Raw genomic sequence first — 20,973 nt, 5'->3', positions numbered from 1 at the left:
GTCCGAAGAGGAGATATTTAATAATCTTGAAATGTTAACATCCGAATCAGGGTTAGAGCAATTAATGAAAAATCCTTAGACTCGGGGCTTTTCTACCACGTCACAAAAAGGGACTTAAATCTGGGGGACTTGCTGGAACCTGGCTTTAGCTCTAATTATGGTGAGCGAAAGAAGGCAAACTTCATCTTTAGCTTTGATCGGAACAATAGTATACATAATAGCTTCGAGCTTTATCACTTATAAATTTGAATTTATGAAGGTGGAATAATATGAAAAAAGATACAGATAAATATTTAGCAATAGGTATATCCCTTGGATTATGTTTTGGTGCTTGTGTGGGAATTATTATAAGCTTTATCATGAATAAAAGTAACTTTATATTTGGCATACCTTTAGGAGCCGGATTAGGAATGATTATTGGTATTATTGTTGGTTCTATCTTAGATAGTAAGAATAAAATATAAAATAATTTACAAATTCCGATTTATGTGGAAGATCACATTTAGTTTAATTATGAAGCGTAATGGATATGTTCCCGTCTACCGGTAGCCATCTGTCGCCTAGTCCGGAACAAGAATTGACATAGATAGCGATAGGATTACTCAAAGCACGTCGAGTGCGTAATAATGATGACGAATAACGGTTCTAATGGAGAATGAGGCGGGTCAACCACGATATGTAATGGTTTACGACGGAAAATGAGCAGAATCGAGCCCTGTTTTTGGGGGCGGTTTATAGATGATATGTGGTTTTGGGTACGATGGGATGAAGATATGGGAGGAGGGTGTCCATTGGCAAAAAACGATAATATGCTGGCGATTTTATGGATGCTTAATTCTGGAGCAAAAATAACTGCAAAACAGATAGCGGAAAAATTAGAGATTAGTATACGAACCGTATACCGTTATATTGATTCACTCTGCGCAAGCGGAGTACCGATTGTGTCGGATACGGGACAGAACGGTGGATATAGTCTGCTGAACAATTTTATCCATGCGCCTTTGTTTTTCAATGTTGAGGAACAAAAAGCACTGCTTCATGCTGCCGTATTTGCCAACGAAGCGGGATACCCTTTTAGTGAGTCGTTAAACAATGCAACACAAAAATTAAAAATGTATTCAAACCGGGAACAGGAAAGTATCCTCAATCGCCATTTAGCCGGCTTCGAAGTAATAAACCGTGATATTGCCCCATCTGTTAAGGCAACATTGGAAGAACTGGAGTTGGCTGTAGCAAACGAAAATTCTGTGGAAATTGAATACCGCACAAGCCATGAAGAACAACCCCGGTCAAGAGTAATTGACCCTTATGGAATGCTTTATTGGAACAATAAATGGTATACGGTTGGATTTTGCCAACTTCGAAATGAAATCAGAAGCTTTCGGGCTGAACGCATTTTAAAGATAAAGCGGACGCAAATGATGTTTAAAAGGCCTGAAGCCTTTTCTGCAAGGAAATTTTTTTTAGAGAATCTTTTACCTGATCCGACAAGTCAGAATGGGATGATTTCATTAATTATCAATGGCAGGTCAGAAGCTTTGGACGAATTGTGCATACATTGGTTTTTAGGTCATCATCTGAAAGAGCGTACACCGAATCAAGCGGTTTTTTTAATTGACGAAAGAGCGTTGCATGCCTTTGTACCTCATTTCCTTCTATCCTACGGAAAGGCTATTCAAGTGATTGAGCCCCAGAGTCTAAAGAGAAAGTTTGTTTCTGTTGCATCGGAATTAATGGAATATTATCAATTATAGATAGCTTCACTGACAGTAGGTGTCAGTGAAGCTGTTTTATTATGGAGATAAACAGTGTGTTTTATCCTGGGATAATGTTTAATCAGCGTTTGAGCAATTGAAAAAGGGAGGACAAAATGAATAATGCTGTATATCTTTATGTATTTGATACGATGGCAGATTGGGAAGTAGGTTATTAACTGCTGAACTGAACTCCGGAAGATATTATAAGAGAGGCTTAACCCCATCAAAAATCGTTACGGTAGGAACTCAAAAGACGCCTATCACTACAATGGGAGGCTTAAAAATATTACCGGATATTGAACTGGATGAGTTCAGCATCGAAAACGCAGATGCCTTGATTTTACCTGGTGGAGATACGTGGGCAGAAGCAATTCATGAGACTATTTTGTCAAAGGTATTATTGTAGCAGCGAGTTGTGGTTCTACAATAGGTCTGGCTCGGAAAGGATTACTGGATTCAAATCGGCATACAAGCAATGACTTGGAATATCTTAAAATGATCTGCCCAAACTATGCAGGAGAAAAATACTATAAGCAGGAATCTGCCATAACTGACGGAAAACTAATCACAGCTTCCGAAATAGCTCCACTGGAATTTTTCGTACATGTATTGAGAGCCTTGGATGTGTTTTCCACAAAGACATTGAATGCTTGGTATGGTCTTTACAAGACTCATAAATCCGAATATTTTTATGAGTTGATGAATCCAAACTAATGAAGAAAGTATACGGATGGAAATGTTTTGTTCAATTAAGGAGGAATAAAAATGACTGATAGTAAATATAGAGGAGTGTCAGGTAAGTACACAAAGAATGGAACACCTAATGGATTTACATCTATTACTCCGTTCATAGTAATAAAGAATCCTTCTGAAGCAATAGAGTTCTATAAATCTGTTTTTAATGCAAGGATTAAGGATATTACTGAATTTTCCGATGGAAATGGCAATAACATAGTTGTTCATGCGGAATTAGATTTTGGGAATGGCTTTTTACAGTTGGGAGCAGCAAATCCGGCATATAAATTGGTCTTGCCGCCGGATGAGGATCATGCATGCTATTCTTTAGGAATTTACGTTGCTAATGTTGATCAGGTATTTGAAAATGCAGTGGCAAGAGGAGCAAAGATTAGGGAGCCGATTGCTAATTTTGTTTCAGGTGATCGATTTGGAAGTATTTTGGATCCGTTCGGAGTGAGATGGTCGATTATGACCAGGATCGAGGATTTATCAGAAGAAGAAAGCAGTCAGAGAGTAAAAGAATGGGCGGATAGCTTTAAAAGCACAGAAAAACAAAAAGAGTAGGTTTAAGTGAAAGGAGTATAAAAAAGCCTGAAAAAGCATGATCATTAAGGGATTCACAAATAAATGTTAGAAATGAAGGGGTGTTTATAATGCCAATTACCTCTGAAAGATATTTTTCCGACCTTATAATGATGATTTTGGCTTTCTTATGTATGAAACGTACAGAATTTGAGGCGCAAATTAAATAATATAGGTGTTATCTTTCGTAATTATATATGGATTCTTTCTTATAACCCGAAAGAATCGATATGTTCCTACCTTTCCCTAAAGTAAAATGCTGTTGATATATTTCTGAGAACCAACAGATCAAAAGACATTTTTCTGTCCTCTCAGGCCACGTCGAGTGACGCAACTCGGTTTAAAGTAAACGTTTGCTGTTCCGGCCCTTATTTCGTAAAAAGATACTTTGGCGATTTCGGGGTCTTTTTCCTGTTACATTTTTGTCAATCCAGAGGCCTCCAATTTTCTTTCCGGTACTATTTTTACTCAGGCAGTGGAATGCTGTATGATGGGGAGATTTTAGCAGGAAATTTGTACAGATATTGTGAAGTTAAAATAAACATTCCCAATCTGTTTGATAAAAAGTGCTGAAGCATGGTATAAGTGTAAAAGAAGCAGGGACATTCTGCTTTTTAATTTTGGGATAAGGGATCTGGGTATCCCATGATGAGAGGATTTGAATGAAAAGATGAAAGGTAATTTTTGGCGTGATTTACCACGGCCATTTTTTATACTGGCACCAATGGAAGAGGTGACGGATGTCGTTTTTCGCCATGTGGTGAGTGAGGCAGCCCGACCTGATGTGTTTTTTACAGAGTTTACAAACTCGGAGAGCTACTGTCATCCAGATGGGATCAAGAGTGTGCGCGGGCGTCTGACTTTCACAGAGGACGAACAGCCTATTGTTGCCCATATATGGGGGGACAAGCCAGAAAACTTTCGGCAAATGAGCATTGGTATGGCGGAACTGGGCTTTAAGGGTCTGGATATCAATATGGGCTGTCCAGTGCCCAATGTGGTGCAGAACGGGAAGGGAAGCGGCCTGATTCGCCGTCCGGACGTTGCAGCAGAATTAATCCAGGCAGCAAAAGCAGGAGGATTGCCTGTAAGTGTAAAGACAAGGCTTGGTTTCGCGGAAGTAGACGAGTGGCAGAGCTGGCTGAAACACATTTTGGAACAAGATATTGTCAATCTTTCCATTCATCTGCGTACAAGGGAGGAAATGAGCAAAGTAGATGCTCATTGGGAGCTGATCCCGGAAATCAAGAAACTTCGTGATGAGGTGGCACCAGATACCCTTTTGACGATCAATGGGGATATTCCTGACCGTCAGACTGGCTTAGAACTCGCTCATCAATATGGTGTTGATGGGGTGATGATTGGGCGCGGAATTTTCCATAATCCATTTGCCTTTGAAAAGGAGCCGAAACAACATAGCAGTGAGGAGCTGCTTGATCTCTTAAGATTGCATATGGATCTTCATGATAAATATTCACATCTAGAGCTGCGGCCGTTCACGGCTCTTCACCGCTTTTTTAAGATATATGTCAAAGGATTCCACGGGGCGAGTGGATTAAGAAATCAATTAATGAGCACAAAGTCAACAGATGAAGTGCGTGAATTGCTTGAAGTTTTTGCGTCAAGGAATCTTGATTGAATGAGGGAACACTAGAATTGTCCAGAGTCAGAGCGAAGTAGCACATAGAACTGCTTGCTCCAGATAGTTAGAGTGTACTGCTAACGGAACCAGTAAATACTGGTTCCGTTATTTTTTTGTAATCACCGATTCCCATTGTGTTGTCAATTACATTCCAAATATGTAAGACGGCAGTATTGAGTCGAAAAACCAAAATCGGATTTTTATAGTAGAAGGGGTATAACTGATAAGAGTATTTTGGGGGACTTGAAAAAGAGCCAACTTGGTATGGGTTTCAAATCGTGTGCAGGGACTCCAAAGTGGATTTTGGATTAAAAAAATGATTTTAAGAAACAAAAACACTACACTTGCTTTGTGATTTTTATATCTTAGATTCTTAATAGTGTTTTACTTGTCACATTCTCTCTATATGAAATGGTTTTTGTAGTCTTTAATAAATTTGTATGCTGTCATTCTTCACCTGAACCCTTATATTTATTTGGCTTAAATAAATCCTTAGAATGAGGATGCTGGCAGTGGGCAGATTGTCCAAAAAAACCAGAAACTAATCTGTAACCTTAATCCAACCTAATGTTAGATTCGTTTTGTCTCATAAATTTACCATCGATATGTTCCCCATGAACGCATATGGATGGCAAAGTCGAGTTGACAGAGTTCCTATTATTTTCTTCTTTTTCGAAAATCATACCACCTTCTCCATATGCTTTGAGTGTATGTGGCTTGGAAGAGAGAAGAGAAGTCATCAAATTGTTCAAAACAAGATCAATAAATATGGAAATATATATTAAAAAAAGATGTAAAATTATACTATAGTTTACGATTTCTTTGAGAATTGAATATATTTTTTTATCTTGTCACCGAAATAGACCGGTGGCAAGTTGTCAAACACGGATTTATTTACCGATTAGTAAAGGGGGAATAAACATGAAAATCCAGTTTTGGTCAAAAACTGCGACCGGAAAATGGGCAGCTAGTTTGACTCTTCTTTTTATCGTGTTGATGGCTGTGAAATTAATGACTTCAGCAATTATGATCAGAATACCGTTGTCATCTCCGTTCATTTCCTTATTTGGATTGATGGGCTTTGTAATGGGGGGAATATCGATAATGAAAAATAAGGACAGAGCCCTTTTGACACTGTTATCCATTCTGATCGGGTTATTGGTTCTTTTTTGGGTAACTGCCGAAATATTGTTTCCACATTAGCATTATGATGTCTAAAATAACCCCTCCAAGATAATATACATACTCTGGTCAATGCTACGTGGGATAGCTTCCATCGTGATATTACGCTTTGATAATTCCATTTTGGCGGCAAAGATCGCTGGAAGTATAGTTGGATTTTATCCGGTATTTTCCTTTGGACAAGCCGAAATCATTAGAAACGAAATTGCGGGAAATATTCCAGCGCCAATTGGTCGTTTTATAAATTTCATTATAGCAAAAGGTTTTTTCTCAAGATTTCCTTCTATTGAAGCTTATTTTGATCATCCATCATTCCCGACATTCTTGCATCATTTTGATGGGAATCATTAATGAAGCAGTCTTTTGGTGCAATGGTCTCTGGTCATAAATGGTTGGAGAGAGCTTTTTAGGTTTTTGGCAAAATAGGCGCGGATTTTCTAGAGATTATCATGGAAGTTCGGTATTCAGTATAGGACTTAGTATTAGCCAATTACATTTTAAATCAAATAAGTACTGCGGATTACCTGATATCAACTAAAAAAATATAAAGGATGATTCAATGAGAATTACATTTATGCCTCAGACTAAACAAAGTAGATGGTCTGTAATAATGATTTTTATTGCTTTCATTATGGTAATTCTAATTAATGTGATTGACAATTATTACAGAATGCCGGGAAATGAAATACCCTATTACATGAATGGAGTAATATATCCTTTGCTAGCCTTTATTGCTTTAATATCCTTTGTCATTTCTTTAGTAGCTGGATTAAAAGCAACTCTAAAAGCTAAGGAAAGATCAATTTTGGTTTTTATATGTATTTTAATAGACATATTTGCTTTATATTTTGCTATAGCTCAAGTGGTTGGAATTATTACAGGTAATCCTGGATAAAAAATGCCCTTAGCACCATGTTCGTGAATAGCACATAAAATCATGTCAATATTCAACGATCGATATATGCAGGTGTGAGATAAACTTGAAGAGAGTTTTTAAAAGTCGAGTAAGTGAAAGAGTCTGGTGCTGCCAAGAAACGGGAATGGCAGCTGCTGCAGTAAAGAAGGTAATAATGAAAAAGATTGATTGGAGTAAAAGAATCATAGGAAACGCATGGGGATATCAGTAATGGGTGATCAGGGAATCTGCAGGCTTGCTGATGGGAATGGCAGTAGTGAATGGTTATATGTTTTGAGGTACACGGCTCTTTATACTTTGTCCTGATTGTTGTTGCCATTTTGCTTTTATACTAGTATTTTTATCTGGCAGATTCTAAATAGTGTTTTATACCCGTCTCATTCTCTTTTAATGAGAGGAAATATCTACTGTTTTATATTTTTCAAATAATTCTAATTATTCATGATAATCTCCCTATAACATTCTATAATTAGGTGAATGGAAATTGATGGGAGGCGGAATGATTGAAGAAGAAATTTTTAGCACCTTTTATTTTTTCATCAGTTATGTTGGTAGGTTCTATTCCAGTTAGCAGTGTCTTTGCGCAGCCGGTTAATTCTGGCGCAGTGAGTAAGGAATGGAATGAGAGGGCTAGCGTCCCTGTATTTGTGAAGGAGAGGTTCGCTGAGAAATTCCCTTCTAGCACTCCTTCCAATGCAATGAGTTATTTGAAGAAAAATGAGCATATAACGGGAATTCCTAAACCGGAGAAAAGCTTGAAAGTGAAAAAAATAGAAAAAGATGAACTAGGGATGACTCACGTCCGCTTTAATCAATCGGTGAATGGAGTAAACGTAGAAGGTTCAGACATTATCGTACATTTTAATAAGGATAATGAAGTGGTATCCGTCAATGGAAGGATTAATCAGACCATTTCCGATGCTGCATTGGACACAACAGCCTTTTTAAACAGTGAAGACGCACTGAAAACGGCAATGTCTTCGGTCAACGCCTCTGAAGAGCTTACATACGAACCAACTGCTGAACTGGTTGTCTATCCTTTTGAAGGGAGAAATCATACAGCCTATAAAGTAAATGTTAACTTCATGGGGGATGAGCCTGGAAACTGGTTTGTCTTTGTTGATGCAAAGACGGGTGAGGTTATTGATAAGTATAATGCCTTAATGCATGCGGATGAAATGAAAACGCAAAAAGGTGCAGGGAAAGGTGTACACGGCGCTCACAGGGAATTGCATATTACCCAGGTAAAGGATGAGAATACTGGAACTAAGTTTGCGTTAGCGGACTATTCCCATGCAAACCTTGGCGGAATCGAAACGTATGATGCTAAGAACGATAACACTGCCAGTAATGATACACTATATGTTGGGGATTCAGCGGCCTTTATCAGCGATTATGACCGTGCGGCTGTCGATGCGCACTATAATTCAGAAAAGGTTTATGAATACTTCCTGAATGAACATGGCCGCAATTCCCTTGATGGGAACGGGATGGCAATCATTTCTAAAGTTCACTATGGCAACAAGTACAACAATGCGTCATGGAATGGGCGCTGGATGACCTATGGGGATGGTGACGGTGAATTCATGATTTCCCTATCAGCTGGTCTGGATGTTGCTGCCCACGAAATGACACATGGTGTGATCACCCATTCGGCAAACTTGGTCTACCGTAACCAATCCGGGGCACTAAACGAATCATTTGCTGATGTGTTTGGTGCTCTAGTTGACGATAGTGACTGGGAAATGGGCGAGGATATTATGGCGCCAGCTGCCAAAGCCGCAGGTATGACTGTACTACGCAGCTTAAGCAATCCAAACGGTGTTGTCGTCAGCAACGAGCAAAGAAGAGCATATAGTACGAATGGAGGGGTCTATCCAGACCACATGGACGAGTTCTATCATATGCCAACTTCGGTAGATGGAGGCGGAGTGCATGTCAATTCATCCATTACAAATCATGCCGCATACTTGATTGCTCAAGATCTTGGAAGAGAAAAATTAGGGAAGATTTATTACCGCGCTTTAACGGTTTATTTAACTTCTAATTCCGATTTCAGCGATGCACGCAAAGCGATTGTTCAGTCCGCAATTGATCTTTATGGCGCTGGCAGTGCAGAAGAGGCTGCAGTTCATTCTGGATTTGATGCGGTGGGAATCTATTAGTCAGTTTGAAAAGGAAATTATTGAAGTGCGATTTGCAATCCCTCAGACTAATAAGTTTGAGGGATTTTTGTTATCGTCTCACCAACGTTTCTAGGATTTAGTAGACAATCAAAGAAAGGAAGCATTCATTGAAGTTCATGAATTTTTTCTATTGGCTGTTTTCGTAACTTTGTTGCTTTTTAATAAAAGGTTGATTTATACTCCAGGCTGCTCGCTTTCCGCGGGGCGTGAGTTGAGCCTCGCGCCGGTGGGGTCTCAACTTTCCCGCTGATCCCGCCGGAGTCTCGCACCTTCCGTTCCAGTCAATGGCGGTAATCAGTTTTATTATTTCGAAAACGATTCTTTTCTTAAACTTGGCTTAGAAAACCACAATCTTTTAGGAAATAGCTATTTCTCTCTATCACACATACATATAATCATTTAAAATCAGGGCAGAGCACTTTTCGGAAAGTTGAATAGTTACTTCAAATGAAAGAGAAATTGATCAAGATTCTATGTGAATGTAATGATGAAAGAATGAAAGGCGAAATTGGACGAGAGGAGATAGCAATTGGATAGAAGAATACAAGAATTAATTGACTTTACAAAAGAGAAATTTGGACTAGAGAACTACTCCTTAGAACGGCATAATCTTTCTCGAAACGTCAATATTTTCAACGAAACAATTTATACCCTTTGTATGGAATGGTTTCCGAAACCCGTAACAGAACCAGTGGATGATGAATCAAATCCAGATGGAACAGCTATCATTGAAATCAATGTAACGACTCGTAAGTTTGAGAATGCCATTTTTGTAATGGGTAAAACATATGCAGAAAATGGGGTGATGTTTACCAATCTGGATACAAAGACAATAATAAAATGGATTGAACGTGAAACAGGGCTGACATATGGGAAACAATTTCAATTACATAATGAAAGCGAAGGAGAACTTCGATTTAAAGAATGTTTTGAAGGTGTAGCGGTATCTCCCTCTGGATTTATTGATGTTAAATTTAATCAGGAAGGAAAACTCACCTCGTTCTCTGTCCATGGTCAATTTCCTTCTAAAGAAATGGTTAAAGAAGAGACGTATACCCTTTCTCTTAAAGCGATAGAGCAATTGACAAAGGAACAATTAGAATTGGTTGAATTTCCTTCCTATGATCAGAGAAAACTATTTCCTCTCTATGCGGTGGAAGAGATTTATGTTACGAATGATGGAACGTCAACGATTCCATATATTGTGGATGGAAGGTCGCATTTGAAAATAGATCGAACATTTTTTTGGAATGATCCTATCCATAAACCGTTTGAAAGGAAAGAGATTAATTGGACAGAGGATGTATCAGTAGAAGAAGCATTTTCATGTAAGCCAAGCCCTGCCTCATTCCCAATCACAAAAATAGAACAAGATAAATGTATAATGGCGGTCAAAAACCTTTTACGACAGGAATATCCTAATGACACAGGAAAATGGATGCTTAAAACGTTACATCGAGACAAAGGTTATATTCATGCAACATTAAGAGCCAACCACCAAGACAAGCGTGTATTCCAAAGAAAACTGATGATTATGATTGATGCAAAAAGCCTTCAAGCAGTCAATTACATAGATAACAAACCGATGTTGGAGATTTATGATCAATTTCAAGCACCAGATAAAATAACGGTCAAAAAAGAAGAAGCGTATGAAAAAATCAAAGAATTGTTTGAGCTTAAGCCTTACTATGTCTATGACTTTGAGCAAGGACAATATGTTTTATGCGGGAAAATTGATTGTCAATATGGAGTGAATGCAGGGAACGGTGAAGTCATTTCATTAGATGATTTGTAGTTCATTAGTCCAGAGGGAGAGATTGATCGTTGTGGTCTTGGAGAGTACCAAAGTATTTCTGTTCAATAGGGATGCTTTCTTTTTAGATCTTGGATAATGGCTGGCCCATTCCGAAAACCACTCCTAAAGGCCATGTAGTGACTGCAATCTTACAAAATTGTAATGTAAATCCCAATAATGTTATTTGCTTCGATGGCAGACCGTCTTATTCTCTTTTACTATGTTGTTAAAAGAGATTGGATGGTGTCGGGGTTGGCTAACTCAGAAGTAAATATATCATTGTTTAGGCTGGTTAATGACTTAGGAAAAGAACATACTTATTTGAATCCAGCCTCTATTTTCATTGCAGAATATACGGTTGTTTTATTAGCGCTAACTGTTCTTTTTATTTGGTTTACACGAAATAAGGCCAATAGAATAATGATTCTTTGCGCATCGATCGCTTTCATTTGCGCTCTTCTAATAGGAAAGGTTTCAGGAGTATTTCACTCGAATTTTCAACCTTTTGCTGAATTGCCAGACGTTAATCAACTGATTCATAAAGAGAAAGACAATTCTTTTCCAAGTGACCATACAATTTTATTTTTCTCATATTGCATTTCGTTTTGGCTCTTTAAAAGAGGCTGGTCTATTTTATGGATATTGTTAGCTATTCTCGTAGGTGTCTCCCGTATATGGGTTGGAGTCCATTATCCTTTTGATGTTTTAGCAGGAATATTAATTAGCTTAGCTACGGCAACTTTAATATATTTAACATTTCCTAAACTTAGCGTTACTAAAAACACCATTAGAATCTATGAAAAATATGAAACCCACCTTCTTCTACAGTTGAAAAGAAGAAGAGAAAACAAGTCAAAAAATTTTTAGGTTTTTTTATGGGAAATCCCTTATGAAACAAAAGGAGACTGACCTTAGGCTCACAAGTGATATTTTTGTTGGTATAGTGTGGGCTTATGTAAAAGGCTCAATACATCCATTGTTGCAAGTGAGGGGATTTCACGTTCGGCAATCATGTTAAGATTAAATATTTCGAATACTTTTATTTTGCGATTATAGAAAAATCTATATTGACGTGCCTATTAACCCATGCTAAATTATTTTCAATAATAAAAAATCAGTGACGAGAAAGAGTAAGATAAGACCCCTGTTCTACAGAGAGTCGGCGTTTGGTGGAAGTCGATGAACGGACCTTATCCGAAAATCATCTCCGAGATGCGAAGCTGAAAATCAAGTAAGCTTCGACGGATGTCCACCGTTACATGGAACACGTATGATAGTACGTTGACTGAGAGCCGGATTGTTTCTTTCTAAGAAATCTACGGAATATGGGTGGTAACGCGAGCAGAAACTCGTCCCTATTTAGGGGCGAGTTTTTTTATGCAAAAAAAGGGAGGCTGATTTCATGAGAAAAAAACACCTTAGTTTGTCGGAGTTATATTTTTGTGAGAATAATAGATTCGCACTTTTCCACTTTGGAAAGGAACCCGGTGTTTACTTGAAGGAGGTTCAATGGTTATGAAAAATATCATCGTCGTCTTAGGTTCGTTGGTCGTGGCATTTGCCTTTAACTTTTTCCTGGTTCCTTATGGGATTTTAAGTAGTGGAATAAGTGGTATTGCTATTTTGCTTGGTTTTATCACCCCATTTGATATCGGCTTATTGAATCTAGTCCTCAATCTGCCTTTGATTATATTAGGATACTTTAAACTGGGAAAAATGATTACAATCAATACACTAATTTGTGTCATTGCACTCTCTATATTCCTATATTTGTTACCAGTATCTCCTGTCACCGACAACATACTGCTATCGACAATTTTCGGAGGAGTCATAGGCGGTCTTGGAGTTGGCTTGATCTTAAAATACTCTGGAACGTCTGGGGGGCTGGATATTATTGCTATTATCCTGTCCCGAACGAGTAATGTTGGTGTGGGTCTTCTGCTTACCGCAATGAATGGCATCATTGTTTTTATTTCTGGTGCAGTCTTCAGTTGGGATATCGCATTATATACGTTTTTGTCCATTTATTTAACCGGGAAAATGATTGATACGATCCACACAAATCACATCAAGCTGACAATGCAGATTGTGACCTCAAAGGGGGAGTTAATACGAGAAGATTTACTGAAGTCAGTCTACAGGGGGATTACGATCACTGAGGGTTACGGTGGCTATACCCGAGAGAAGAAAGACATTTTAATGATGGTCGTTACTCGATATGAAACGATGCAAATTAAAAAGATTGTCCGTAATCATGATGAAAAAGCATTTATTAATATATTTGAGACTGTCGAAGTCGATGGGGTTTTCGCTAAAAATTAGGAGGGCTTTAGGTGATTGGGAAAATGTGTAATGTTCAGGATTTATGCTCATTTCTCTATTTTTCGGTACGGGAGATTTTATCTCCCTTCCTTATCTTGGTATGCAATCCAGCGGCTGCTATGTTGCTGTGACAGCTGTTTTTATTTTACCGCTATCTTCCTGCTCTTTTTGATGCTTATTTTTTCCGTCTCACTATCCAATTATGGGCTAGAGCGGATTTCTGCGATTCATGCTGAATCTGCATGTGAATATCAAACTAATTTTATCTGATTTTTAAAGCATCATATATTAAAACATTTGACTTTAAATCGGGAACAAAAGTAATGGTAGACGAAAGCAGAATAGTAATCGAAGGGACAGGCGGAAAAAGCGCAATGAAAGGATTGTTTGCTGGGAGAGCAATGGGCCGAATGACAATAAAAACGTCAGCAGTGACGGGAATCATTCATTTTGCTGACTATTTACTCATTTGTGCTTCAGGACTGCCAACCCCCGCTGATTTTAAAATATCCAATATAGGTGAGATCAAACAATATCCTAATTGTATTGTGGCTAAAGAGGGAGAGTTAGAAGAGTTATATCAATTTCTCAATGGCTTTGTAAAATATTGATACATGGTGTAAGGTAAGTAGCCAGGGCTTAACAATCCGAATTAAAGAGTCCTGATAGACAACTGGTCTATGGGCAAGTATCTGGTTGATCCCCGTAAGCCATGGTTTTTCATATGATTAACGCTTTCAGATCGAACTGGGATAAAACCCCTGATCGGATTGACCTTGGATTCTGCCAATACCCTTGCTTCTTCCGCCGCATCTCCATCACATGTTTCTTTTCCGCCTGAAACCAGGTAAATGACATTCGTTGCATCAGTTTGATCCATTAATTTACTTCCTACAGTCTTCATCGATTGGGCAATGGACGTCCATCCGCTTGCGGGAATGGAGTTTAACGCAGAGTCAAAAGCCGCATCATATTTTGAGAGGGAGTAAACTTCCTCAATCCCATTACAGGAAAGTTCCTTATCTTTTTCAGAGCCCGACCCTTTATGTCCATAGACAGTCAGTGAGACGTTCGCATTTTCCGGCAGGCTGGAGGTGAAATCACGGATGGATTCCTTGGCTGCTTCCATCAGTGTTTTCCCGTTTTGGACCTTTTTCATCGAACCAGAAGCATCGAGGATCATCGCCACGTTGATGGTACCCTTCACTTCCCGCCAGTTCAACTTGATAGTGGATTCTGTTTCAAGGTCCTCTACACTTATTTTGCCCCTTGGCAAAATGATGTCATCCCAGGGAAATCAGGGAAGTAAGTTTCGGCTAGGAATCTTTTGATTTCGGCACCCTTCTCTTTGCTGCTTAGTTTGGATTTAGCTATATCTGTTAATGCCTGTTGTACAGCCATTTGATGATCCTCGGATAATTGTCCATTCTCTAATTATTCCACCAAACCCCTTTTGCATAATCCTCGGCTTCCGCTTATGTTGCAGGAAGATGAAAGGAGGAAGATGGTGTTGGACGGAAAGTCTCCGGCCAAGTGTCTTCATCTTCCTTGTCCGTATGGTTTTCCGCCACTTCAGCGGAGGCTGGCTCTTTTTTAGTAACAGGTGGAGAACTGCCCTCTTTTTGAGTGGAATCCTTGCTGCACCCGATAATGAAAAAGATCAAGCAAATCATCATGCTCATTTTTTCATATCCAAGGTTACCCCCTATTCTTCATCTCATACCTATTTATCACGATTGCTTGTATATTTTTCCATATGGAAACTGATTTTCCTGAAGAATAGGCGATAAGACCTGTTAGTTTAACAGCTTGTTTTACGAATATTACTGCTGTAAGATTAAAATGGCAGGATAAATGTGGCAGGGTATGGTTATCCATCTTGTGCAAGCCTTTGAGTTGTCAATGAGGTGATAGATGGAGGAAGTACGTATTTAAAAGGGGAAGTCGAGCCTAGCCTATTCAGAGAATAGGCTTCAAATTGGCTCAGGAGATATGCAAGTGTTGGATAACAGAAGGAGGCTATTTCAATGATCAGTGAAAGATTGGTAAAAGGTTTGACAGAGCAAATGAATTACGAATTTTATTCAGCGCACGCTTATTTGGCGATGGCTGCTTATTGCTCAGCGGAGAATCTCGACGGTTTTGCGAACTTTTTCTTAGTGCAGGCTGAAGAAGAGCGGTTCCATGCGATGAAGTTTTATCAATTCATCAACGACTTGGGTGAGAGAGTGGCGGTGGACGGTTTCCCGGCGCCGTCGAATGAGTTCACTTCTGTGCTTGATGTTTTCGAAAAAGGCCTGGCACACGAGAAGGAAGTGACTAGCCGGATTTACAAACTGGCTGACATCGCTTTGGATGAGCGTGAACACGCGACTATGACCTTCCTGAAATGGTTCATTGAGGAGCAGGTGGAGGAAGAGGCGATGTTTGACAGTCTGATCCAGAAACTGAAACGGATCGATCAGGACAGCAACGCATTTTTCATGCTTGAAAGTGAACTTGCGAAGCGTACCTTTACAGCTCCAGAAGCTTGAGGAAAATCAGGACTCTTTCGGGAATCGTGGTTTTTTCACAATCCATGGAATATAAATTTTTCCAGCTCCCGGCAAAAATGGCCTGGAGGGGAAAGGCAAGCCGTCTGAAAGCTCTTCAGACGGCTTGTTTTATGCTTGTCCTTGTCGAGTAAAGCTGCCGCCAACAGGGAGGCGGTTTTTAGTCGGCATTTCTTTTTATAGGGAAAGATGTAAAATTAATGGGAATTTTATCTAATTCATCGATGCCACTTTCAGTCTGGGAATTTAGGGTATCAGAATAGTATAAACCCTGAATTGTGAGGAGGATTCGATGAGGAAGGCATTGATTCCATTGGCGGTGATCGGCACACTTATGTCATGCGGCCAGGACGGAAGCAAACCGAGTGAGGACAAACCGAAAACGGAGGTAAAGGATGAAAAGGATCCTGTAACAGTTGAATACCTCCAGGACAGGTTTTATAAAGGAATGGATTATGATGCTTATTCGGTGGAAATCAAGACATGGGTTGATAAAGGACAGGCGGATATCCAGGAAACAGTGAAACCAGCTGGGAATGGAAACGTCTCCGCGGATATTATCCAAGTGGCCGACGGTTTTCTCGCGGTCGTGAACGATAGCAAGGAAATCACAGAGATTAAAACGTTCCCGACACCTGAAGAGGCGAAAAGTTATTTAGAAAAAAATATGTAAGAACACAGCCCGCTGCCAGCCGTTTAGCGGGCTGGGCCTCGTGGTAAAGGTCCAACTAAGGGGCATGCCGTTAAGTGTGTGATTGTACTCCTTTGAGAAAAGAAGCAACCTGTCTGCAAGAACATACATAAGCCTTATCTTGCATGCTCCCAAAACGATGAGCGGGAGGATTGTATCATGAAAGACGACAAAATGAATCAGCCGGTGAATAGAAATTCGAAGGATCAGCAGCTTGATCAATTCAGATCCGACCATAAAGGAAAAGAGATGACAACGAATCAGGGTGTCCGGATTTCAGAGGATGAGCATTCCTTGAAAGCTGGGGTACGCGGCCCGACATTGATGGAGGACTTCCATTTCAGGGAGAAAATGACCCATTTTGACCATGAGCGTATTCCAGAGCGGATTGTCCATGCAAGGGGGTACGCGGCCCATGGCTATTTCCAGGTATATGAGTCGATGGCAGAGTACACGAAAGCGGAATTCCTGCAGGACCCTGGCAAAAAAACACCTGTCTTTGTCCGTTTTTCAACCGTTGCGGGCTCGCGGGGATCGGGGGACACGGTCCGGGATGTCCGCGGCTTTGCGACGAAATTTTATACGGAAGAAGGCAATTATGACCTGGTCGGCAATAATATTCCTGTCTTCTTCATTCAGGATGCAATCAAATTCCCTGATTTGGTCCATTCATTCAAGCCTGAGCCTCATAATGAAATTCCCCAGGCGTCCACTGCCCATGATACGTTCTGGGATTTTGTCGCAAACAATACGGAATCCGCCCATATGGTCATGTGGGCGATGTCCGACAGGGCGATTCCCCGCAGCTTCAGGATGATGGAAGGATTCGGGGTCCATACATTCCGTTTTGTGAATGAGCAGGGGAAAGCCCGCTTTGTGAAGTTCCATTGGAAACCAGTGCTTGGTGTCCACTCGCTCGTTTGGGATGAGGCGCAAAAGCTTGCTGGCAAGGACCCTGACTTCCACAGGAGAGATCTATATGAAGCAATCGAGATGGGAAATTACCCGGAATTCGAGCTTGGTGTCCAGATGATCGATGAAGAAGATGAATTCAAATTTGATTTTGATATTTTAGACCCTACGAAAATCTGGCCTGAGGAACTGGTTCCAGTCAAGATTTTCGGGAAAATGACACTGAATCAGAACGTGTCGAATTTCTTCGCTGAAACAGAGCAGGTCGCCTTCCATCCGGGCCATGTCGTACCAGGGATCGATTTTTCCAATGACCCGCTGTTGCAAGGTCGCCTGTTTTCCTATACGGATACGCAGCTAAGCCGTCTTGGAGGGCCAAATTTCCACGAAATCCCGATCAATCGCCCGGTATGCCCGTTCCACAATAATCAGCGTGACGGCATGCATCGAATGACAATCGACCGCGGCCAGGTATCTTATCATAAAAACTCTCTTCAAGGGAATGATCCACACCCGGTTCCCGGAAATGAGGGCGGTTATGCCCACTATCAGGAAAAGGTGGAAGGAAGGAAGGTCCGTCAGCGAAGTGACAGCTTCAAGGATCACTATTCCCAGGCCGTTTTATTCTGGAACAGTATGAGTGAGGTTGAAAAAAAGCATATTATTGACGCCTTCAGCTTTGAAATTGGAAAAGTGATGAGCAAGGATGTCCGCCAGCAGGTTGTTGATGTATTAGGCAATATTGATGCGACACTTGCTGAGAAGGTGGCAAGAAACGTAGGGGCAAAGCCGCCTGCCAATGTGAAACCGAAGGATTACAGCCTTAGATCGCCAGCCTTAAGCCAGGAGAATACAGTGAAACTGCCGGATACAAGGAAGGTGGCCATCCTTGCTGATGATGGCTTTAACTCAGGGGAAGTTTCCGGCCTGATCGAGATGCTGAAAAAAAGCGGAATGACAGCTGAAATCATCAGCAAGAAGCTTGGGAAGATCAAAGGGGACGGCGGCAAGGAGCTTGAAGTGGACCACACCCTCCTGACTAGCAGTTCAGTCCTGTATGACGCAGTCTATGTGGCTGGGGGACAGCAAAGTGTTGACAGCTTAATGCAGAAGAAGGAAGCTGTTTATTTCGTCGATGAGGCCTTCAGCCATTTTAAAGCTGTAGGAGGAGGAATCGAAGCTTCGGAATTGCTGGCCGCTGCCGGAATAAAGGCTGGAAGTCCAGGACTGGTGATGGCCGAGGATACCAATCAAATCCAGGGGACAAGCCAGACATTCATTGATGCGGTCATCGAGCATCGCCATTGGGACAGGGAGATGTAACAACCGGAAAAAGCCAAACAGGAAGCATGTAAGAATCATTACTAGGGAAACGGAGATTCCTCTGGTTCCCTTTTAAAAAATAACCGTTCCGGCGGGAGGAGGAATTCCATGAAAGTAGTGGTCTTTGGCGCTCATAGCTCGGTTGGCGGGTTTTTAGTGGAAAAATTGCAGGCAAAAGGGCATCATTCATGCGCCGTCGTGGGCAAGGAGAACCAGCAAGTAGCTCTGAGGGACCGGGGCGCCTCCGAAACAGCCGTCTATGGACAAAGCAGTCTGGATTCAATATTCAAAGGGTATGAAGCAGTGATTTTCCTTACAGGCATCAATCCGAAAGCCCAAACGGGGAAAACGGTGCTTGTCGACCATGAATCGGTGATGGAAACGGTGAAGGAAGCAGAGCGGCAGGGAGTCCGCCGCTTTGTGTTGATGAGTGCCATCAAAGCCGATGAAGCTGTTGGCGATGAGAGCCGTGAAATCGGTGCCAAGGAAATGCCGGATGAATTCTTGCGGCATGAGAGGCTGAACTATACAGTTGTCCAGCCTGGCGCCTTGAACGATCAGCCAGGAGATGGGAAAATAACCGCTGCTGAAACGATTGGCGCCAAGGGACTCGAAATCTCCCGCGAGGATTTGGCAGAGGTGCTTGCAGAGGTGCTTAACACAGAAAATACCTTTAATAAAACATTCGAAGTCGCTTCTGGGGACAGACCGATCCAAGAAGCGCTGGCTTCATTGTAGAAAGGAGCTTGCCAATGGGTCTGACGGATTATCTGGTAATTGGGCTATTTGCTTTTATTGTGTTGATGATCGTTATTCCGCTCTTTCTGTTTATCTACCTATATATCAAAGATGACCGCCAGAAGCAGCATTCGATCCTCCGAAACTTCCCGGTCATCGGGAAGGTCCGCTATTTCACAGAACATATCGGGCCAGAACTGAGGCAATACTTATTCAATAATGATAATGAAGGGAAGCCGTTTTCAAGGAAGGAATACCAGGATATCGTCAAGGCAGGGAAATACAAGGAAAGGCTGATAGGTTTCGGATCGCTCCGCAATTTTGACGCGGAAGGCTTCTACATCCGCAATACGCTTTTTCCTAAGCTGACTGATGAGATGAAGGTCGATAATGCGAAGAAAATCAAAACAAGAGTTTACAAGGTTGATGGCGAGAATCTGTTTGCCAGAAAAGAACACAGTGAGGAAAAGCTTGTCGATCCGTACTATTTGCGGGATGAGGATGCCGTTGTCATTGGGGACAGGACGTGCCGTGAGCCTTTCAGGGTGAAGGGCCAGGTTGGACAATCGGCGATGAGCTATGGAGCGCTTGGAGAAAGGGCGATCCAGGCCCTTTCTAAGGGGCTGGGACTTGCTGGAGGAACATGGATGAATTCAGGCGAGGGCGGCCTTTCGGAACATCATCTCGCTGGAAACCCCGATATCATCATGCAGATCGGTCCCGATCTATTCGGTGTCAGGAAACCAAACGGCGAGTTTTCCTGGGAGGAATTCAAGCGCAAGAGCGAAATGCCACAGGTAAAAGCGTTCGAACTCAAGCTTGCGCAAGGTGCGAAGACGCGCGGCGGCCATGTTGAAGGTGAGAAGGTAACAGAGGAAATCGCGAAAATCCGGCTTGTGGAAGTCGGGAAGACGATCAACAGTCCCAATAGATTCTATGAATTCAGCGATGCTCCGACGATGTTCGAATTCATTGAGGAGTTGCGGCAGGTCGGCGGCAAGCCTGTCGGCATCAAGATCGTTGTTGGCGACATGGATGCCCTTGAGAAGATGATTTCCTATATGAAGGAGAGCGGGAAAGGGCCCGATTTCATTACAGTCGATGGCGGAGAAGGCGGAACGGGAGCGACTTATCAGGAGCTGGCTGATACAGTCGGCTTGCCAATCCATTCCGCCTTGCCCGTTGTTGATGAAATGCTGCGGCATTATGGCATCCGGGACAGGGTCAAGCTGATTGCTTCCGGGAAGTTGATCACGCCGGATAAAATCGCAATCACCCTGGCAATGGGAGCGGACTTGGTGAATATCGCGCGCGGGATGATGATCAGCGTCGGCTGCATCATGGCCCAGGTTTGCCATACGAACAGGTGCCCGGCAGGTGTAGCAACGACGGATAAAAAACTGCAGGATGGACTGATCGTTGATGAAAAATGCTATCGTGTATGCAACTACATCATTTCATTGAGGGAAGGGCTTTTCAACCTGGCCGCGGCAGCCGGACTGGACAGTCCGACTCAATTCGAACGGAAGCACATTGTCCACAAAGACGAATTGGGCAAGGTGTCGCCTGTTGAGGACCTGATCATTGCGGCAAGGAGGACACAGCAGAAAAAGGAAGCATGAATGTGGATGGTGCCG

19 protein-coding genes, 1 pseudogene and 1 other annotated feature are annotated in these 20,973 nt (G+C 41.6%); of the genes and pseudogenes, 19 read left to right on the top strand and 1 reads right to left on the bottom strand.

Annotated elements, in window-relative coordinates:
* The first annotated feature begins 39 nt into the window (after window positions 1–39).
* The 14 genes and pseudogenes from JJQ88_RS21770 to JJQ88_RS02000 all read left to right on the top strand — a co-directional run bounded on the left by JJQ88_RS21770 (window position 40) and on the right by JJQ88_RS02000 (window position 13,731).
* Entirely contained in the window at window positions 40–243 is a 204-nt protein-coding gene (locus JJQ88_RS21770) for an NAD(+)--rifampin ADP-ribosyltransferase (RefSeq protein ID WP_481748269.1), read from the top strand.
* 26 nt (window positions 244–269) lie between these two features.
* A complete protein-coding gene (locus JJQ88_RS02060; protein ID WP_210364076.1) occupies window positions 270–464 on the top strand; it encodes a glycine zipper domain-containing protein in 195 nt (64 codons plus the stop codon).
* Between the two features lie 327 nt (window positions 465–791).
* Complete coding sequence (locus JJQ88_RS02055; protein WP_210364075.1) at window positions 792–1,754, top strand: helix-turn-helix transcriptional regulator; 963 nt, start codon at window positions 792–794, stop codon at window positions 1,752–1,754.
* A 116-nt stretch (window positions 1,755–1,870) separates the two neighbouring features.
* A pseudogene (locus JJQ88_RS02050) lies at window positions 1,871–2,471 on the top strand (type 1 glutamine amidotransferase family protein).
* A gap of 51 nt (window positions 2,472–2,522) precedes the next feature.
* Window positions 2,523–3,059, top strand: a complete 537-nt coding sequence (locus JJQ88_RS02045; RefSeq protein WP_210364074.1) for a VOC family protein — start codon at window positions 2,523–2,525, stop codon at window positions 3,057–3,059.
* Window positions 3,060–3,747: 688 nt separating this feature from the next.
* Window positions 3,748–4,716, top strand: coding sequence for a tRNA dihydrouridine synthase (locus JJQ88_RS02040; protein WP_210364232.1), 969 nt, complete (start codon window positions 3,748–3,750; stop codon window positions 4,714–4,716).
* Between the two features lie 924 nt (window positions 4,717–5,640).
* Window positions 5,641–5,922, top strand: coding sequence for a hypothetical protein (locus JJQ88_RS02035; protein WP_210364073.1), 282 nt, complete (start codon window positions 5,641–5,643; stop codon window positions 5,920–5,922).
* A 75-nt stretch (window positions 5,923–5,997) separates the two neighbouring features.
* Window positions 5,998–6,252, top strand: coding sequence for a hypothetical protein (locus JJQ88_RS02030; protein WP_210364072.1), 255 nt, complete (start codon window positions 5,998–6,000; stop codon window positions 6,250–6,252).
* Between the two features lie 208 nt (window positions 6,253–6,460).
* Complete coding sequence (locus JJQ88_RS02025) at window positions 6,461–6,796, top strand: hypothetical protein (RefSeq protein ID WP_210364071.1); 336 nt, start codon at window positions 6,461–6,463, stop codon at window positions 6,794–6,796.
* Between the two features lie 524 nt (window positions 6,797–7,320).
* Window positions 7,321–8,982 (top strand): M4 family metallopeptidase, encoded by a 1,662-nt coding sequence (locus JJQ88_RS02020; RefSeq protein ID WP_210364070.1) that lies wholly within the window; start codon window positions 7,321–7,323, stop codon window positions 8,980–8,982.
* 550 nt (window positions 8,983–9,532) lie between these two features.
* Entirely contained in the window at window positions 9,533–10,798 is a 1,266-nt protein-coding gene (locus JJQ88_RS02015; RefSeq protein WP_210364069.1) for a hypothetical protein, read from the top strand.
* A gap of 240 nt (window positions 10,799–11,038) precedes the next feature.
* Complete coding sequence (locus JJQ88_RS02010) at window positions 11,039–11,665, top strand: undecaprenyl-diphosphatase (protein WP_481748268.1); 627 nt, start codon at window positions 11,039–11,041, stop codon at window positions 11,663–11,665.
* A 241-nt stretch (window positions 11,666–11,906) separates the two neighbouring features.
* Window positions 11,907–12,158, top strand: a binding site (T-box leader).
* Window positions 12,159–12,313: 155 nt separating this feature from the next.
* Complete coding sequence (locus tag JJQ88_RS02005; RefSeq protein ID WP_210364067.1) at window positions 12,314–13,120, top strand: YitT family protein; 807 nt, start codon at window positions 12,314–12,316, stop codon at window positions 13,118–13,120.
* A 323-nt stretch (window positions 13,121–13,443) separates the two neighbouring features.
* Window positions 13,444–13,731, top strand: coding sequence for a hypothetical protein (locus tag JJQ88_RS02000; RefSeq protein WP_210364066.1), 288 nt, complete (start codon window positions 13,444–13,446; stop codon window positions 13,729–13,731).
* Between the two features lie 41 nt (window positions 13,732–13,772).
* On the opposite strand, the gene JJQ88_RS01995 is transcribed toward JJQ88_RS02000, so the two are convergent.
* Entirely contained in the window at window positions 13,773–14,396 is a 624-nt protein-coding gene (locus tag JJQ88_RS01995) for a VWA domain-containing protein (protein WP_210364065.1), read from the bottom strand.
* 751 nt (window positions 14,397–15,147) lie between these two features.
* Here JJQ88_RS01995 and JJQ88_RS01990 point away from each other — a divergent pair.
* The 5 genes from JJQ88_RS01990 (at window position 15,148) to JJQ88_RS01970 (ending at window position 20,958) form a co-directional block, all read left to right on the top strand.
* Window positions 15,148–15,654 (top strand): ferritin, encoded by a 507-nt coding sequence (locus tag JJQ88_RS01990; RefSeq protein ID WP_210364064.1) that lies wholly within the window; start codon window positions 15,148–15,150, stop codon window positions 15,652–15,654.
* A gap of 310 nt (window positions 15,655–15,964) precedes the next feature.
* Window positions 15,965–16,345, top strand: coding sequence for a hypothetical protein (locus tag JJQ88_RS01985; RefSeq protein WP_210364063.1), 381 nt, complete (start codon window positions 15,965–15,967; stop codon window positions 16,343–16,345).
* Window positions 16,346–16,522: 177 nt separating this feature from the next.
* On the top strand, window positions 16,523–18,598 hold the full coding sequence (locus JJQ88_RS01980; RefSeq protein ID WP_210364062.1) for a catalase: 2,076 nt from the start codon (window positions 16,523–16,525) through the stop codon (window positions 18,596–18,598).
* 108 nt (window positions 18,599–18,706) lie between these two features.
* Complete coding sequence (locus JJQ88_RS01975) at window positions 18,707–19,336, top strand: NAD(P)H-binding protein (protein WP_210364061.1); 630 nt, start codon at window positions 18,707–18,709, stop codon at window positions 19,334–19,336.
* A 14-nt stretch (window positions 19,337–19,350) separates the two neighbouring features.
* Window positions 19,351–20,958, top strand: coding sequence for an FMN-binding glutamate synthase family protein (locus JJQ88_RS01970; protein ID WP_210364060.1), 1,608 nt, complete (start codon window positions 19,351–19,353; stop codon window positions 20,956–20,958).
* Window positions 20,959–20,973: the final 15 nt, after the last annotated feature.

This window comes from Bacillus sp. REN3 (assembly GCF_017912555.1).
Classification (GTDB): domain Bacteria; phylum Bacillota; class Bacilli; order Bacillales; family Cytobacillaceae; genus Mesobacillus.
This window is presented reverse-complemented; position numbering and strand designations above follow the sequence as displayed.